Origin of the sequence: Streptomyces sp. NPDC003300 (assembly GCF_040610915.1) — a bacterium.
Classification (GTDB): domain Bacteria; phylum Actinomycetota; class Actinomycetes; order Streptomycetales; family Streptomycetaceae; genus Actinacidiphila.
In genome coordinates, this window is the sequence record NZ_JBEXNE010000006.1 from 32,579 (window position 1) to 49,327 (window position 16,749).

At 71.9% G+C, this 16,749-nt stretch carries 13 protein-coding genes and 1 pseudogene; 8 read left to right on the plus strand and 6 right to left on the minus strand.

What is annotated here, in order from left to right; all coding sequences use genetic code 11:
- The first annotated feature begins 20 nt into the window (after nt 1-20).
- The gene (locus ABZX65_RS11105) at nt 21-2,024 is read left to right on the plus strand and encodes a protein tyrosine kinase (RefSeq protein WP_355336806.1); all 2,004 of its coding nucleotides are present in this window, start codon (nt 21-23) and stop codon (nt 2,022-2,024) included.
- Nucleotides 2,025-2,504: 480 nt separating this feature from the next.
- On the opposite strand, the gene ABZX65_RS11110 is transcribed toward ABZX65_RS11105, so the two are convergent.
- The gene (locus tag ABZX65_RS11110; protein ID WP_355336807.1) at nt 2,505-3,020 is read right to left on the minus strand and encodes a hypothetical protein; all 516 of its coding nucleotides are present in this window, start codon (nt 3,018-3,020) and stop codon (nt 2,505-2,507) included.
- Nucleotides 3,017-3,490 carry an ATP-binding protein gene (locus ABZX65_RS11115; protein ID WP_355336808.1) on the minus strand — a complete coding sequence of 158 codons (474 nt, stop codon included), beginning with the start codon at nt 3,488-3,490 and terminating at the stop codon, nt 3,017-3,019. The genes ABZX65_RS11110 and ABZX65_RS11115 overlap by 4 nt, the downstream gene beginning before the upstream one ends.
- 222 nt (nt 3,491-3,712) lie before the next feature.
- On the opposite strand from ABZX65_RS11115, the gene ABZX65_RS11120 reads away from it, so the two are divergent.
- The 5 genes from ABZX65_RS11120 to ABZX65_RS11140 all read left to right on the plus strand — a co-directional run bounded on the left by ABZX65_RS11120 (nt 3,713) and on the right by ABZX65_RS11140 (nt 11,179).
- Nucleotides 3,713-4,876: a helix-turn-helix domain-containing protein gene (locus ABZX65_RS11120; RefSeq protein WP_355336809.1), complete on the plus strand. Its 1,164-nt coding sequence runs from the start codon at nt 3,713-3,715 to the stop codon at nt 4,874-4,876.
- Between the two features lie 15 nt (nt 4,877-4,891).
- On the plus strand, nt 4,892-5,335 hold the full coding sequence (locus ABZX65_RS11125) for a GNAT family N-acetyltransferase (protein WP_355336810.1): 444 nt from the start codon (nt 4,892-4,894) through the stop codon (nt 5,333-5,335).
- 530 nt (nt 5,336-5,865) lie between these two features.
- Nucleotides 5,866-7,410 carry a serine/threonine-protein kinase gene (locus ABZX65_RS11130; RefSeq protein WP_355336811.1) on the plus strand — a complete coding sequence of 515 codons (1,545 nt, stop codon included), beginning with the start codon at nt 5,866-5,868 and terminating at the stop codon, nt 7,408-7,410.
- 186 nt (nt 7,411-7,596) lie between these two features.
- Nucleotides 7,597-9,264 carry a succinic semialdehyde dehydrogenase gene (locus ABZX65_RS11135; RefSeq protein ID WP_355336812.1) on the plus strand — a complete coding sequence of 556 codons (1,668 nt, stop codon included), beginning with the start codon at nt 7,597-7,599 and terminating at the stop codon, nt 9,262-9,264.
- Between the two features lie 124 nt (nt 9,265-9,388).
- Nucleotides 9,389-11,179 carry a GMC family oxidoreductase gene (locus ABZX65_RS11140; RefSeq protein WP_355336813.1) on the plus strand — a complete coding sequence of 597 codons (1,791 nt, stop codon included), beginning with the start codon at nt 9,389-9,391 and terminating at the stop codon, nt 11,177-11,179.
- Nucleotides 11,180-11,680: 501 nt separating this feature from the next.
- Here ABZX65_RS11140 and ABZX65_RS11145 read toward each other — a convergent pair.
- Nucleotides 11,681-12,049, minus strand: a complete 369-nt coding sequence (locus ABZX65_RS11145) for a chorismate mutase (RefSeq protein WP_355336814.1) — start codon at nt 12,047-12,049, stop codon at nt 11,681-11,683.
- A gap of 294 nt (nt 12,050-12,343) precedes the next feature.
- Here ABZX65_RS11145 and guaA point away from each other — a divergent pair, with 294 nt between their 5' ends.
- Complete coding sequence (guaA, locus tag ABZX65_RS11150; protein ID WP_355336815.1) at nt 12,344-13,948, plus strand: glutamine-hydrolyzing GMP synthase; 1,605 nt, start codon at nt 12,344-12,346, stop codon at nt 13,946-13,948.
- A gap of 7 nt (nt 13,949-13,955) precedes the next feature.
- Here guaA and ABZX65_RS11155 read toward each other — a convergent pair whose 3' ends face one another.
- A complete protein-coding gene (locus ABZX65_RS11155) occupies nt 13,956-14,315 on the minus strand; it encodes a hypothetical protein (protein ID WP_355336816.1) in 360 nt (119 codons plus the stop codon).
- A 202-nt stretch (nt 14,316-14,517) separates the two neighbouring features.
- Between ABZX65_RS11155 and ABZX65_RS11160 the strand changes: the two are divergent.
- Nucleotides 14,518-14,997: pseudogene (locus ABZX65_RS11160) on the plus strand (DoxX family protein); the annotation flags it as partial.
- Nucleotides 14,998-15,046: 49 nt separating this feature from the next.
- Here ABZX65_RS11160 and ABZX65_RS11165 read toward each other — a convergent pair.
- Nucleotides 15,047-15,265, minus strand: a complete 219-nt coding sequence (locus tag ABZX65_RS11165) for a hypothetical protein (RefSeq protein WP_355336817.1) — start codon at nt 15,263-15,265, stop codon at nt 15,047-15,049.
- Nucleotides 15,262-16,728 carry a PspC domain-containing protein gene (locus ABZX65_RS11170; RefSeq protein WP_355336818.1) on the minus strand — a complete coding sequence of 489 codons (1,467 nt, stop codon included), beginning with the start codon at nt 16,726-16,728 and terminating at the stop codon, nt 15,262-15,264. Before ABZX65_RS11170 ends, ABZX65_RS11165 begins: the two co-directional genes overlap by 4 nt.
- Nucleotides 16,729-16,749 lie beyond the last annotated feature (21 nt).

Consider the following 16,749-nt stretch of genomic DNA (forward strand, 5'->3'; position numbering starts at 1 on the left):
AGGGCCGGAGAGGGGGCGTCGTGGACGAATACGCGGGCCGCGTGCTCGCCGACCGGTACCGGCTGCCCCGGCCGCCCGCCGACGAGTTCGAACTGGTCGAGACGCGTGCCTTCGACACCTACAGCGGCCAGGAGGTCCTGGTCCGGCAGGTGCTGCTGCCCGAGGTCGTCACGGCCGAGGACCCGGGCGACGACCGGGGCTACGGCGACCAGGACGCGCTGAGCGACAGCGCCCGGCGCGCCCTTGAGGCCGCCCGCGCGGCGGCGGCGATACCCGACCACCCCCGCCTGGTCCAGGTCTTCGACATCTTCATCGAGGGCGGCAGTCTCTGGATCGCGAGCGAACTGGTGTCCGCCCGGCCGCTCGCCGCGTTACTCGCCGACCGGCCGCTGGACGCCTACCGCGCCGCCGAGGTCGCCTCCGACGTGCTCACCGCGCTGCGCGCCGTGCACGCGTACGGCTGGACGCACCGCAATGTGACCGCGAGCACCGTGCTGGTCTGCGACGACGGCCGGGCGATGCTCGCCGGGCTCGCCGCGGGCGCCGCCCAGGAGGCGCTGTGCGGCTACGACCCCGTGCCGCAGCACATCCAGGTCCTCGCGGGCGGCGGCCTGTCGGGCGCGGGTGAGGACCAGTCGTGGCACGGCCCCGAGTCCGCCCTCGAACAGGAGCGGGCCCGGCAGAACCGGATCACCGTCATCGGCGCCGTCACCGAGCGCTGGGCGCCGGAGCAGGCGCACGAGGTGCACGAGAACTGGCGGCTGTCGCCGCCGGTCGGCCCGGCCGCCGACCTGTGGGCGCTCGGCTCGCTGCTCTTCCGTACCGTGCAGGGGCATCCGCCGTTCCCCGAGGAGAGCGCCGCCGAACTGGTGCAGATGGTGTGCGCCGAGCCGCCCGCCTTCGCCGAGGAGTGCGGCGCGCTGCGGCCGATCGTCGAGTCGCTGCTCCGGCCCGACCCCGAGGAGCGGCCGGAGGCCGAGGAGTTGGGCGGCTGGCTGCGGTCGCTGATCCGCTCCGCGCCCGAGCCCGATCTCGGCCTCGACATGGTCCAGGTGCCGACGGATCCGGCCAAATTGCCGATCGTGCGCCGCAAGGGCGAGTTGGTACGGCGGCGGCGCCGCAAGGCCGCCGCCGAGGCCGACGTCGCCGGGATTCAGCACCGCAGGCACGCCCGCGGTAAGCAGGCCAGGGTCACCAAGGCCAAGCGCGAGCAGGCGCGGCGCAGCGAGATGCGGCAGGAGCAGATCCACCAGGAGCAGGAGGTCGTCTACCGCAAGCCTCCGCGCGGCGGCGACGAGGCACCGCGCAAGCTGGGCGTGCGGCTGCTGATCGCGGTCCTGGTGGTGCTCGCGGCCGTCGTCGCGTACGCGGTGCTCGCCATGCCCGGCAACGGCGACACGTCGGACAACGGGGCCAAGGGCGGCGACCGTACGGTCCCGGCCGAGGTGCCGGGCGGGCACAGCGGCGGCAAGAAGCCGACGCCGACGCCCACTCGTACGACCGCGGCGCCGACGACGAAGCCGGCCACCACGAAGCCGGCTCCGCCGCCGAGTACGGCGGTGCCGCCGCCGGACCTCGGCAGCGACTTCGTCATGCGGACCGACTCCGCCGGGTTCACCGTCGCCGTCCACACCGGGTGGCAGCGCTCCGGCAAGAACGGTCAGGGGCAGGTCCGTTACTCCGGCAGCGACCTCCAGCTCACCGTCGTGCCCGGCCGTGACAAGGTTTCCGACCACGGCAGCGATCCGCTCGCCTACCAGCTCGAAGAGCCCGAGCTGGCCGCCTTCCGCGGCTCCTCCTGGTCCGCCGCCTCCGGTCTCCACACGCTCGACCTGCGCGGGCACAGTGCTGCCGAGGGCGAGTACAGCTACCGCGACGCCAACGACACGCAGATCTACGCCCTCAATCTCGCGGTCATCATCGACGGCTCGTACCACGTCGTCGTCGTCAGCGGGCCGGACGCTCGGCGCGCCGATGTCCAGCGTGCCTTCGACAAAGCCGTCGAAACCTACGCGGCGAGCTGACGCCCGCCCCACGCCAAGGGCTCGCCGCCCCGGCCCGTTCACCTTGCGCGGTTGGGTTCGCCCCGTCAGGGGCGCGGGGAACTGCGCGAGCAACCCACCACCGGCCGGTGGTCCCGAGACAACCGAACTGCCCCGCTGGGGCGGGATTTTCGCCCGCGCCACTGCCAGTGGCTGGCCGCGCAGTTCCCCGGAGGGGATTCCTCAAAACGCACGTGACGTGCGGGAGGGGTAGGCGGACCATGGAGAGCATGTACGCGACGGCTATTGCTGGCGATGACGGCGGCGGGGGCCGTGCGGGCGGGCGCGGTCGTGGTCGGGGTAGGAGGGCGCGGATTCCGGCGGGGCCGGTGACGGCTTATGACGGGTGTGGGAAGTGTCTGGTGGCGGTGCGCAGTCTGAGCCGGAAGAAGGACGCGACGTCGTCGCCGGAGAGGCAGGAGGCTCAGGACCTCAAGGCGGCGGCGAGAGTCGGTGGTCACATCATCGCTTGGGCGGACGACTGGGAGGGCCCGCATGCTGGGCGGTCCACTCCGCACGCGCCGCCACAAGCAGGGGGTATACCTCGCGGTCGAGGTAGTCGGCCTGAGCGCGCAGTTGGGCGGCGAACGTCGCCAGGCCGGTCGGATCGAGCCCGTTGACCCAGTAGTCGTCAACGATCCAGACGTTCGCCACCGGAAGACGCCCCGCAGTGTCTTCGGCGTACGGCGTGCAGTCGATGGTCCCGCTGAACACCGCCGACTCCTCGCCCGGTTCGCGGGCATGCGCGACGCGCATCCGCTGACCGTCGAAGTGAGCCTGGTGGCACATGTCTCCCAGCAGGACGAAGAGCCGTGCGAGCGATACGCCGGACGTGCTCGGATCGTCCTCGGCCCAGGTCGGCAGGTAACCCGTAGCGGTGCAGTTGTCCGTGCTGGCGATCTCCCACGTCCGGCCAGGGCGTGCGGGAACGTCGGTTTCGGCGGCAGGGCCACGGGAGACGGTCTTCATTCCGCTCACCGGCCCGGCACCTCGCCCTCGGCGTCCGCGTCGTCCTGCGCGACCACCGCCCATACCCGCTTTCCGACGCCTTCTCGCGCGCTCACACCCCAACGTGCCCCGGTAATCGCGTCCACCAGCGCCAGCCCCCGGCCGCACTCCGCGTCCGCCGACGGCTCCCGGAGTACGGGCCAGGACTCGTTGGCGTCATGCACCTCGATCTGCACGCCGCCGTCGAGGCGTTCGTACCGCGTCTCGATCAGCCGCCCCTGCGGGGAACGCGCATGGCGCAGAGAATTGGTCAGTAACTCCGAGAGGACGACCTCAGCGCGGTCGGCGAGCGTGGGCATCCCCCAAGCTCCCAAATGCCCCCGCAGCTCATGCCGAGCCACCGGTACACACCTCGGATGGTGGGCCCACCGCTTCACGACCAGGGAACGCCCCTCCGCAGCGGGCGGCACAGTCAACGTCACCGCACTGCCCCCACCCACACGAACGAACGCCGGTTAAACTCACGCATGTCAGCCTGCTCTCTCAGGTTGGCCACGCCCCGGACCGTTCACGCGGTTGCGGGGGTCGTACGGCGAATCCGCCAGGAGCGCGGCTTGCACGTCCTGACCCGAGTAGCGTTGCTTGTCGGCAAAGTCCGGTGCAGTAGTTACGTGTCCGCGCTCGTCCGCACCTCTGCGGACACGGCGGACAGCGGAGGACTCATGAGCGAGTCATTCGGTCAGGCGTTGAAGCGGCTTCGCGGAAGCCGGTCGCTTCGAGACGTAGCCCGATTGGCAAGTGTCAGCAAGAGTCAGGTGTCTGATCTCGAAAACGGTCGGCGTAAGCCAACCGCACAGTCAGCGGCGGCACTTGATCGGGCGTTGGAGGCACACGGAGAGCTGGTGGTCCTGGCCGAAGCGGAGTCCGGTCCGTCGTCACTTGAGCAAGCGGACTCCTTGCAACGCGGGCTGCACGAAGCCTTCGCCGCTGGTCCCCTCTCAGGTGTGAGCCTGGACGAGGTGGAATGGACGGTCGCACGCCACGGCAGAGCCACCCGATACCGTCCGGAGTCCGAGCTGTTGCCAGATCTGATCACCGACTTCGCAGATCTCCGCCTCTTAATGACGGGGCGTCAGTCGGAGCGCGTACGTAAGCGGCTCACCATCGCCGCCGCACGTATGTCCGGTCTCGTCGCCCTGACATTGCTCAAGATGGGAGACGAGCGAGCGAAGAGTTGGTGGCGCACGGGGCGTGCCGCAGCGGCGTCCGCCGAAGACCGGGCCACCCTCTCGTGGATCTACGCGCAGGAGGCGTACCAGCTCTACTACAGCGGTGACCTCTACGGGGCGGTCGAACTGGCTGTACGGGCCCAGCATTGGGCCGGTGGCCTCCCTTGCGTCGGGCCTGCTCTCGCCGCGCCGCTTGAAGCACGTGCCCACGCCTTGCTCTCCCGACCCGACGCCACGGCGGTGGCGCTGGCTCATGCTCAAGATGCGCTGAACCGGCTTCCGGACGAAGACCGGGAGGAGTCCGCGTTCAGCTACTCCGAATCGCAGATGGCCTTCCACGCCGGGAACGCCTGGACGCACCTTGAAGACACCGACCGTGCCAGCGCGGAGTTGACCCGCGCTCTCGATCTCTACCCATGCTCCGATCACACGGACCGGGCTCTCGTCCGGCTGGACTTGGCCATGTGCACGGCGATTGCGGGCGATCCCGCCTCGGCCGCCGAACAGGCCATGAACACCGTGGTCGAGTTGCCCGAGGAGCACAGGACCGCACTGATCATGTGCCGCGCCCGAGATGTCGCCGATAGGGTGCCGGAGGCTCGAAGAGTGCTGGAGGTGAAGGCGCTGCGTGAGATCCTCGCGCAACCTTCGGAGTGAGAAAGGGCGGGCGCGGTGCAGATCAGCGAGGCGACCGAGGCGGACACGGACGAAATCTCCGTGATCCTCGGAGAGATAGAGCACTACTACGGCGGCGAGCCGACCGCCGCCGATCCCGAGCAGATCCGCCGGGCCCTGTTCTCCTCCAGGCCCGCCGCGACCGTTCTCCTCGCCCGGAATGACGGCAACGTCGTCGCGCTCGCGTCCTACACGTTCCTCTGGCCCGCAGCGGGCGCGGACACGTCGCTGTACCTCAAGGAGCTTTACGTACGCGAGAGCGCTCAGCGTCGCGGCGTAGGTCGTGCGCTGCTGGCTGAGCTGAAGAGGATCGCCGCCGAATCCGCGTGCTCCCGGATCGAATGGACGGCAGACACCGACAACCCCCCGGCCCTCGCGTTCTACGAGGCACTGGGCGTGGAACAGAAGGCGGGGAAGGTCTTCTACCGCCTCGGCCTGTAGCACTCGATGCTGCCGTCGACGGACCGCACACCGGTTCAAGCAGCTACGGCTGATGGGCGGCTGATCGGGGCTTTAGGCAGCCACCATGGGGCGAGCCTCTAAGATCGGGGCCCACTTCGGGCTATTGCGGGCAGGTCCACAGCCTGCCCGAGTCGCGCGAGCTTACGGGCCCCGATCTCTCGCCCCATGGCAGCTCCCGCCCAAAGCCCCGCCCAACCGCCATCCCGCACGCGCACCCAGCAATGCGCGCACCCCAACTGACCAGCGTGAATGTCTCATTTTTCCTGTTCAGAGCGACTTCTCGCCGGTAGAACGGGCCTTGTCTTTAGGCGAAGTCCCCCCGCGCCCCTGGAAGACAGGCCCTGCGCAAAGGGGGGCGCGCTGGGGAGGAGGCCCTGGGAGCGGACGCCCTGCGGGGAGGGGCTGTTCGGGGAGGGGGCCCTGGAGGGTGGGCCGGGGTGGGGAGGGTGGATAGCCTGGGGGGTATGGGGAGTGACGGGGGGTGGACGGCGGAGGCGGAGCCTCGGGATGTGGTGGCGGGGAGGTACCGCATCACGGGGCGGCTCGGCCGCGGGGGGATGGGGACGGTGTGGCGGGCGGAGGACGAGCTGCTGCACCGACCGGTGGCGGTCAAGGAGCTGCACCTGCCCGAGGGCGGCCAGGACCGGGCACTGCGCGAAGCGCGCAGCGTGGCCAGGATCAGGCACCCGCATGTGATCGTCGTGTACGACGTGCTGGAGCAGGACGGCCGCCCGTGGATCGTGATGGAGCTGGTGGACGGCCGTTCGCTGGCGGACGTGCTGGCACAGGACGGCCCCCTGGAACCGCGGGAGGCGGCGCGGATCGGCGCGGCCGTGGCGGGCGCGCTGCGGGCGGCGCACGCGAGCGAGGTCCAGCACCGTGACGTGAAACCGGCGAACGTACTGCTCGAGCGCGGCACCGGACGCGTCGTGCTGACGGACTTCGGAATCGCCCGGGTCGCGGGCAGCGCGACGATCAGCGAGACCGGGTCCTTCGTGGGGTCGCCGGAGTACACCTCGCCCGAGCGGATGTCGGGCCGTGCGGCGGGCCCGGAGTCCGACCTGTGGTCGCTCGGCGCGCTGCTGTGCGCGGCGGTGGACGGCGAGTCCCCGTTCCACCGCGAGTCGATAGGCGAGATCGTGCACGCGGTCGCGATCGACACGATCAGGACGCCCGAGGCGGCGGAGCCGCTGCTGCCGGTGGTCACGGCGCTGCTCGACCGGGACCCGGGCCGCCGGATGGGCGCGGCGCGGGCGCAGACGCTGCTGACGGCGTACGCGGAGACCGGTGAGCCGCCGCCCGCCCAGCACGTACCGGTGGTCCCGGCGGCCGAACCCCCGCGTGACGCGGAGCCCGAGCCGCGGGCGACCCCCCGCCCGAAGGGCCGCAGGCGCCGTGTCCTCGCCGCCGCCGTGAGCGTGGCGGCCCTCGCGGTCGGCGGCGGCGCGCTGGCCGCGGTGCTGGTCGTCCGGCACGACGACGGCGGCGCCCGCGCCGCGTCGCCCCCGCCGAGCACGGCGCCGGTGACGGGCACGACCCCGCCGCCCACGACGCCGAGCCCGACGACACCCCCGCCGACGGCCCCGGCCCTCCCGGCCGGGTACGAGCGCGTCACCGATCCGACCGGCTTCTCGCTGGCGCTGCCCGCCGGATACGTACGCGACGCGCAGCGCGACAGCAGCGGCGTCCTGCGGGTGTACTACTGGTCGCCCGACCGTGCCTTCCGCTTCGGCGAGCGCGAGCAGTCGCCCGACCCGCGCGGCCCGTACGCGGTGCTGCGCGACCAGGATCTGGCCGGTCCCCAGGCGGGCAGTGTCTATCCCGGGTACCGGGACGGCGTGATCACCGAGACCACGCAGCGCGGGCGGCCCGCCGCGCTGTGGCAGTTCACGTACGACGGTTTCGCGGACGGCAACGGCGCGCGCCGGACGTTCGACCTGTGCTGGACGGAGGGCGGCCGGATGTACGACATGTGGCTGTCGGCGCCGATCGAGCAGGTCGAGCGGGCACGGGACACCTTCGACGCGGCGCGCGCCGCCTTCCGTCCGCACTGATGTTCCACCGACACGTACGCGCCCCGAGGGCGCCCGGCACCTGCCGCCACTGCCCCTCCGGGCAACCCTCGTGACCTGCGAAGATCCGTATGACGCCACCGATTGCTGGCTTAGTTGCACGGATCACGAGGAAAATACTTACTCACGGGTATCCAATCGGTGCCGGACGGTCGTAATCTCACCGGCATGACGGATTCGCTGGAGCGCAGCACGCCCCCCGCAGACGGCCGCCCCACCGACGGCCCCACCGACGGAAACCCGGTCGCGCCCACCACGGCGCGCGGCCCGAAGGACGTCGTCACCCCCGATCTGGTCGCCCGCCTCACCCGCGACGTCATCGGCTGGGGGTCCCCCCGCTGGCAAGCAGGGGGAGGCCGTACCGCCAGCCACACCCCGCTGACCGGCGACAAGCTCGCCGACCTGCCGGAGACCACGCCCGAGGAGGTCGCGGAGGCGTTCGCGCGCGCCCGCACGGCGCAGAAGGCGTGGGCCGCCACCCCCGTACGGCAGCGCGCCGCGGTCCTGCTCCGCTTCCACGACCTGGTGCTCGCCCGGCAGGCCGAGGTGCTCGACCTGATCCAGGTGGAGACCGGCAAGGCGCGCATGCACGCGCACGAAGAGGTGCAGGTGGTCGCGATGGCGGCCCGGCACTACGGCCGCAAGGCCCCCGCGTACCTGAAGCCCAAGCGGCACACCGGCGCCATCCCGACGCTGACCAAGGCCGTGGAGCTGCGGCAGCCGCGCGGGGTCGTCGGCCAGATCGCGCCCTGGAACTACCCGCTGGAGCTGTCCGTCGGCGACGCGCTGCCCGGACTCGTGGCGGGCAACGCCCTGGTGATGAAGCCGGACACCGAGACCGCGCTGACCGCGCTGTGGGCGCGCGAGCAGTTGGTCGAGGCGGGACTGCCCGCCGACGTGTGGCAGATCGTGATCGGCGAGGGCCCGGTCGTCGGCCCGGCCCTGGTCGAGCACGCCGACTACGTGTCCTTCACCGGCTCGACGCGCACCGGCCGCGACGTGGCCCAGCGCGCCGCCGCCCGGCTGATCGGCGCCTCCCTCGAACTCGGCGGCAAGAACCCCCTGTTGGTGCTGCGCGACGCCGACCTCGACAAGGCCGCCGACGGCGCCGTCCGCGCCTGCTTCGCCTCCGCCGGTCAACTCTGCGTCTCCGTCGAGCGGTTGCTGGTGGACGAGTCGGTCGCCGACGCGTTCCTGGAGAAGTTCGCCGCGCGCACGAAGGCGATCAGGCTCGGCACGGCCCTCGCGTACGGCGCGGGCATGGGATCGCTGGCCGGGGAACGGCAGTTGGAGACCGTCGTCCGGCACGTTGAGGAGGCCCGCGAGAAGGGCGCCACGGTGGTGGCCGGCGGCCGGGCCCGCCCCGACATCGGCCCGTACGTCTACGAGCCGACGATCCTGGACGGCGTCGAGGCCCCGATGGCCGTCTGCGCGCAGGAGACCTTCGGCCCCGTCGTGTCCGTCTACCGCTTCCGCGACGAGGAGGAGGCGATCGAGCGCGCCAACGACACCGACTACGGCCTCAACGCCAGTGTGTGGACCAAGGACACCCGGCGCGGCGCGCGGATCGCGGCCCGGCTGCGCTCCGGCACGGTCAACATCAACGAGGCGTACGCCGCCGCGTACGGCAGCGTCCGAGCGCCGATGGGCGGCATGAAGGACTCCGGGCTCGGCCGCAGGCACGGCTCCGAGGGCATCCTCAAGCACACCGAGGCCCAGACCGTCGCCACCCAGCGCCTTCTGCCGATGGCGCCCTCGCTCGGCATGACCGACGAGACGTACGCGAAGTTCCTCACCGTCTCGCTGAAGGCGATGAAGGCCCTGCGGATGCGCTGACCCCCGCCCGCCCGCGCGCTGCCCGGCCCTCTCCCGCCGCCCGCGCCCCGCCCACGCCCTGCCCGCCGACCCGGCCGGACCGGACCGGACCGGACGAGTCCCGCACCGACGCACGGAGGATCACGTGTCACAGGAAGACGGCTACGACTACGACGTCGTCGTCATCGGCTCCGGCTTCGGCGGCTCCGTCTCCGCGCTGCGGCTGACCGAGAAGGGCTACCGGGTCGGCGTGCTGGAGGCCGGCCGCCGCTTCGCCCGCGACGAACTGCCGAAGAACTCCTGGGACGTCCGCAACTACCTGTGGGCGCCCGCGCTCGGCCTCTACGGCATCCAGCGCATCCACGTCCTCGGCAACGTCCTGGTGCTGGCGGGCGCGGGCGTCGGCGGCGGCTCGCTGAACTACGCCAACACCCTGTACGTGCCCCCGAAGGCGTTCTTCGAGGACCGGCAGTGGGGCGCGATCACCGACTGGCAGCAGGAATTGGCGCCGTACTACGACCAGGCCCAGCGGATGCTCGGGGTGCGCACCAACCCCACGCTCACCCCCTCGGACGAGCATCTGAAGGCGGCGGCCGAGCGGATGGGCGTCGGCGACAGCTTCCACCTCGCGCCGGTCGGGGTGTTCTTCGGCGACGGCCAGGACGCGGGCGGCGCGTCGAAGGCGGCGCCCGGCGGCGAGGTGTCCGACCCGTACTTCGGCGGAACCGGCCCCGCGCGGCGGGCCTGCACCGAGTGCGGCGAGTGCATGACCGGCTGCCGGCACGGCGCGAAGAACACCCTCACGGAGAACTATCTGCACCTCGCCGAGCGCGCGGGCGCCGTCATCCACCCGATGACCACCGTCACCGACCTCACCGAGGACCCCGAGGGCGGCTACCGTGTCACCGCCGTCCCCACCGACCAGCGCAAGAAGGGCGAGCGGGCGGTGCTGAGGGCCCGTCAGGTCGTGGTCGCGGCGGGCACGTACGGGACGCAGACGCTGCTGCACGCGATGCGCGACGGCGGCCGGCTGCCCGGCATCTCGGCGAAGCTCGGCGAGCTGACCCGTACCAACTCCGAGGCGCTGGTGGGCGCGCAGACCTCCACCCGCCGCTACCGCAAGCGGCACCCGGACCGCGCGCTGGACTTCACCAAGGGCGTCGCGATCACCTCGTCCGTGCACCCCAACGACCACACCCACATCGAGCCGGTCCGCTACGGCAAGGGCTCCAACGCGATGGGGAATCTGTCGATCATGGCGGCGCCGTACGGCGGGAAGGTGCCGCGCTGGGCCGAATTCGCCGTCAACTACCTGCGCCACCCGGCGGTCGGCCTCCGCTCGCTGTCCAACTTCCACTGGTCGGAGCGGACGATCATCGGCCTGGTCATGCAGACCAGCGACAATTCGCTGACCACCTACCGCAAGACCAAGGGCCTGGGCAAAGGGCTGCTGACGGCCCGTCAGGGTCACGGCGCTCCCAACCCGACGCACATCCCGGAGGGCGCGCGGGCCGCGGAGTTGATAGCCGAGGAGATCAACGGCTTCGCGGGCAGCAATGTCGGCGAGGCCACCGAACGCCCCATGACCGCGCACTTCCTGGGCGGCTGCCCGATCGGCGAGGACGCGGACCACGGCGTCATCGACCCGTACCACCGGCTCTACGGGCACCCGGGCATCCATGTGGTCGACGGTTCGGCCGTCTCGGCGAATCTCGGCGTCAATCCGTCGCTGACGATCACCGCGCAGGCGGAGCGCGCGATGTCGCTGTGGCCCAACAAGGGCGAGGCGGACCCGCGTCCGGCCCAGGGCGAGGGCTACCGCAGGATCGCCGCGGTACGGCCCGCCGCCCCGGTGGTGCCGGAGGGAGCCTTCGGCGCGCTGCGGCTTCCGATGCTGCCGGTCCCCGCGGTGCCGCCCAGGTCCGTGGCAGAGTGACGCGGCTGAACCGGCTGAACCGGCTGAACTGCCTGAACTGACTGCGGTGACTGACGTGTTCGGGTGACGCGTCCGCGCGCGCCGACGCGTACCCGTGCGCACGGGCACGCGCTGTGTCACCCGATCGTGGACGGGAAGTCCGTGCCGGGAGCCGTACATGAGTAATGTGGGTTCTCGCAGAGCGGCCGGATCCAAGCGTCCCCGGAGCCGACCGCCTCTTTGAGTCGTGACCGGGCTGCTGTCCCCTGCCGTCCGGTCACATAGCACCGACACGAGGTCCCACGGCGACCGCACACCTGCGGTCGCCTCATCGCATCGGTCACACCCCGCCTAGCTGCGTCTAGGCGGTGTCCAGTTCCACGCGTGGTGTTGGGTTACCGCCCCTGGATGGCACGGACACCACCTCCAACGAAGCCATCGCGGGCCGGTCACGTGCCGTACGGGTGATGCCGCTCGAAAGGGCGAAACGTCACGCCTCGCGGGCCGCTCCGGCCGCGCCGCTCACACCTTGCCGCGGCACAGTTCCAGCAGCGTCATCGCCAGTGACGTGCCCGGCCTCCCCAACTCCGCGCTGTAGTGCGTCAGCACCTCCATCTCGCGGTTCAGGCTCACCCGGCGACCGCCGGACGTCATGCGGGCGCGCTGGATGTCGGCCGACTCGGTCATCCGTTCCCTGACCAGGCCGATGATCCGGGTGTCGAGATCGTCGATCCGCCGCCGCTTGCGCGCGATGACCGCGTCCGCGGACTCCGGGACGCCGTGGGTGTCCGGGGCGTCCGGGGCGCTCTCGGTGCCCGCGGTCGCGGTCGCGGGGGCCGGGGCCGGAATGGGGGCCGGGACGGAGATAGGTGTCGGGGTCGGGGTCGTCATGTCTGCTCTCCTCGGGAGGGGCGGGCGGCGCCGCGGGCCTCGGGTCCCGGGGGAGCGAAACGACAGGCGCCCCGGGCCGTCCGGCCCGGGGCGCCTGGGAAGTCGCTCGTCAGCTCACGCGACGCGACCATGGCAGCCGGACCAGCCGGTGCCATAGGTAAACGTGACGCTGCGCGTGTGCATGGCGTCAGTGTGCCCCCCTCGCCTCCCGCGGGGCAAGCCGGGGGAAGGAGGGAGTCCGCCGCCCCGGTAGAATCGGGTCCTATCCCCGTTGGAACCGCCGGAAGGCACACCGTGGTAACGCCAGTCGCCCCCGCCCCCTCGTCGGGCACACCGGATACACCGGACCTGGTCCTGGTCGTGGACTTCGGTGCGCAGTACGCGCAACTGATCGCGCGCCGGGTCCGTGAGGCCCGGGTGTACAGCGAGATCGTGCCCTCCACGACGCCGGTGAGCGAGATGCTGGCGAAGCGGCCGAGCGCGATCATCCTGTCCGGCGGCCCGTCCTCGGTCTACGAGCCGGGCGCCCCCACCCTGGACCCGGCGATCTTCACGGCGGGCGTCCCCGTCTTCGGCATGTGCTACGGCTTCCAGCTCATGGCGACGGCGCTCGGCGGGACCGTCGACAACACCGGGGCGCGGGAGTACGGCCGCACCGCGCTGGCCGTCTCCAAGCCCGGCTCCACCCTCTTCGAGGGCACCCCCGCCGAGCAGTCGGTGTGGATGTCGCACGGCGACGCCTGCTCGGCCGCGCCCGAGGGCTTCGCCGTGACGGCGTCCACCGACGTGGTGCCGGTCGCCGCGTTCGAGAACGACGAGAAGCGGCTGTACGGCGTCCAGTACCACCCCGAGGTGCTGCACTCCACGCACGGCCAGCAGATCCTGGAGCACTTCCTCTACCGCGGCGCGGGCCTCGCGCCGACGTGGACGACCGTCAATGTCGTGGACGAGCAGATCGCGCTGATCCGCGAGCAGGTCGGCAGCAGCCGGGCCATCTGCGGGCTGTCCGGCGGCGTGGACTCCGCGGTCGCCGCCGCCCTCGTCCAGAAGGCCATCGGTGACCGGCTCACCTGCGTGTACGTCGACCACGGACTGATGCGCAAGGGCGAGACCGAGCAGGTCGAGAAGGACTTCGTGGCCGCGACCGGCGTCCAGCTCAAGGTCGTGGACGCCACCGACCGCTTCCTGGACGCGCTCGCCGGGGTCAGCGACCCGGAGCAGAAGCGGAAGATCATCGGCCGGGAGTTCATCCGGGTCTTCGAGCAGGCGCAGGCGGAGATCGTCGCCGAGGCGCCCGGCGACGAGCCGGTGGAGTTCCTGGTCCAGGGCACCCTCTACCCGGACGTGGTCGAGTCCGGCGGCGGCACCGGCACCGCGAACATCAAGTCGCACCACAATGTCGGCGGCCTGCCCGAAGACCTCCAGTTCACGCTCGTCGAGCCGCTGCGCAAGCTGTTCAAGGACGAGGTGCGGATGGTCGGCCAGGAGCTGGGCCTGCCCGAGGAGATCGTGCAGCGGCAGCCGTTCCCCGGCCCCGGGCTCGGCATCCGGATCGTCGGCGAGGTCACCCGCGACCGGCTCGACCTGCTGCGCGAGGCCGACGCCATCGCCCGCGAGGAGCTGACCGCGGCCGGGCTCGACCGCGACATCTGGCAGTGCCCGGTGGTGCTGCTCGCCGACGTCCGCTCCGTCGGCGTCCAGGGCGACGGCCGCACCTACGGCCACCCGATCGTGCTGCGCCCGGTCTCCTCCGAGGACGCCATGACCGCGGACTGGTCGCGGCTGCCGTACGAGGTGCTGGCGAAGATCTCCACCCGGATCACCAACGAGGTGGCCGACGTCAACCGCGTGGTGCTCGACGTGACGAGCAAGCCGCCGGGCACCATCGAGTGGGAGTGACGCGCGGTCAGTGCGCCGCCAGGCTCTCGCGGGCCGCGGTGACGTAGCGGCTCCTGGCCGCCTTGTACTCCTCCCACGCGCTGTCCGGGATCTCGTCCATGTCGTAGAAGGACCGGATGCGGCCGACCAGGGCCTTCGCCTCGGTGAGCGGGCCGCCGCCCTCGATGTCCAGCACATTGAGGGCGGCCTGGGTCCTGCCGTACGCGGCCTCCGTACGCTCCAGGAGGTCGGCCCTGTCGGTGTGGTCGCCCTGCCTGCGGTGCCAGACGACGGACGCCTCCTCGTCGGTCGCGGTGAGGAAGTCCGCGTAGTCGTCGCGGTGGGCCAGGTAGATCGTCAGGTCGTACGGCAACTCGGATACCTCCACCCGTCGGGTCCGTGCGATGCCTGAGTATCGGGGGCGGGGCCGCGTACTGCCAGAGACGTGCGGGTCTTTCTGCGGGTCCCACGGTTTCCGCCCGCCGCCTTGAGTGACAGCCGCCGGGCGTACGTATGTCCCCCCGAGGGCGCCGTACCGGCAGAATCGTTCTCATCAGGGAACGCACGGGCGGCGGGATTGGCGGAACACGATGCTCGAACGGCTCGACGTCCGGCGGGACACCGCCCGTCGCTACGCACTGCTGCCGCTGCGGATCTTCCTCGGCGTCACGTTCATCTACGCCGGGCTCGACAAGCTGACCAGCGACACCTTCTTCACCGACTCCGCGAACGGCTCGCTGGTGCAGATCCTGCACGGCGCCCACGACACCGCGGCGATCCCCGCGATGATCGACCTCGCGCTAAAGGCGCCGCACGGCTTCGGGTACGCCATCGCGCTCGGTGAGACAGCGGCGGGGCTCGGCACGCTGTTCGGGCTCCTCGGCCGGGTCGCCGCCCTCGGCGGCGCGCTGGTCTCGCTCAGCCTGTGGCTGACGGTGAGCTGGTCCTCGACGCCGTACTACTACGGCAACGACCTCGCGTATCTGATGGCCTGGCTGCCGCTGGTGCTCGCGGGCACGCCCTATCTGTCGCTGGACGCGCTGCTCGCGCGGCGGCGCGGCAAGGGCGGCGGCGCGGTGCCGGGGCCCGGCGCGCACGCCGCCGACGGCTCGGGCTCCGCTACGCGCGGCGGCGCTTCCGGCGCCCCCGTACCGCCCTCACGACCTGTGTGACGATCGCGGTGGCCACCGTCAGGGCCAGACCGCTGACGACGAGCGGGACGGAGTCCTCGGGCCGCAGGTCCCAGACCTGGCAGGCGTCGAGGATGAAGCACGCCGTCAGCCAGAGCAGCACCAGGCCCATGACCAGGACGGCGGGTTCGAAGCGGTGCCTTCTCATCGGTTCACCTGTCCTGCGGGCGGGCCGGGCACGCCGGGTACGGGCACGTGGCGCGCGCCGGGTACGGCGGGCGCGGTCGGCGCGAGCGGGGCCGTCCCCGTACCGGTCCCGGCCGTGGCGGGCTCGATCCGCAGGTCACCGGCGCCGATCCGCACGTGGACGTTGACCGTGCCGGTGTTCATGGTGCCCGCGGGCGGGGCGAAGACGACCGGCACGGCCCCTTCGCTGTTGACGTTCAGCCCGCCGTGGTCCTTCTCCGGCAGGCGGATGGCGCCGACGGCGACGTGGTAGGTCAGCTGCACGGTCGCGTCCTTGGGCAGTCTGATCAGCACTTCGCCGACGCGCAGGTCGACCCGTGTGTTGACCGTCCTGCCGTCGAGCGTCAGGTCGGTCAGGTCGAGGACGCCCTGTCCGCTGCCGCGTTCGTACGTCGGCTGGACGGCGGCGGCGGTCATCGGCCTCCAGGTGTCGCGCCACCCGGCGTTGTCGTGCGGCACCGACGCGGTGGCGATCAGCCCGGCGAGGGTCAGCAGGGTGAAGAAGACGGTGCCGCCGCGCGCCCGCCCGGCGAACGACGCGACGACGAAGGCCAGGCCGAAGACGCCGAGCACCGCGATCAGGCCGATCTCGACGCTCACGGCGGGGGACTGGTACGGCGCCGCGGCCCCGGTGCCGATCGCGCCCGCCGCCACGACCAGCACGAAGACGGTCAGGCCGAAGACCCACGAGCTCTCCTTCTTGCGGGCCGCGCGCTTGCGCTCCCGCCAGGCGACCTTGTCCTCGTCGCCGTAGGGGCCGTCGTCCGGGCCCCACAGATACGACGGCTCCTTGGTCAGCGGGCCGCGCCACCAGGACGCGGAGCCGCCGGGCTCCGGCGGCGCCTGCACGGCGGGCGGCGCGTCCACCACCGCGCTCGCCGCGCCCGACGGGGAGGCGGCCTCGCCCGCGGCCTGCCGACGCCGTACCTGGGCCCAGTAGTAGACGGCGCCGGTCGTCGCGGCCAGCAGGATCAGTGAGAACGCCTGGTCGTCGCCGTTGTCCAGCATCGAGGCGTACAGCCCGCAGCCGACCAGCGCCATCAGCACGGCGGTCAGCGGCGCGCCCTCGATCCGGCCGGACAGCAGCCGCTGCGCCTCGCTCTGCCGCTCGCCCTCCAGCGGGATGACCAGCCAGCCCATGCCGTAGATGATCAGACCTATGCCGCCGGTGAGGGAGAGGACGGCCAGCACCACGCGGAAGATCACCGGGTCGATGTCGAAGTAGCGGCCCGCTCCGTCGCACACGCCCGCGAGGACTTTGTGGTCGCGGCCACGGGTCAGCCGCCGCTTGGGCGCGGCGCTGTCGCCGTCCGGGCCGCCGGTGCCGCCGGTGCCGAGGTCGCTGCCGTCGGCGTCGTCGGCGCGCGGTGCACTCGGCCGGTCGCGCGGCACGTCGCTCGGCTCTTCGGGTGGCTGGTCCGTCATACGACCATGGTGACGGTTCGC

Excerpts from the sequence above, each read along its gene's own strand:
- ABZX65_RS11145 (WP_355336814.1), bottom strand. The coding sequence starts at position 12,049 with ATGACGACCCCGACCCCGACACCTATCTCCGTCCCGGCCCCCATTCCG.
- ABZX65_RS11165 (WP_355336817.1), bottom strand. The coding sequence starts at position 15,265 with ATGAGAAGGCACCGCTTCGAACCCGCCGTCCTGGTCATGGGCCTGGTG.
- ABZX65_RS11135 (WP_355336812.1), top strand. The coding sequence starts at position 7,597 with ATGACGGATTCGCTGGAGCGCAGCACGCCCCCCGCAGACGGCCGCCCC.
- ABZX65_RS11120 (WP_355336809.1), top strand. The coding sequence starts at position 3,713 with ATGAGCGAGTCATTCGGTCAGGCGTTGAAGCGGCTTCGCGGAAGCCGG.
- ABZX65_RS11170 (WP_355336818.1), bottom strand. The coding sequence starts at position 16,728 with ATGACGGACCAGCCACCCGAAGAGCCGAGCGACGTGCCGCGCGACCGG.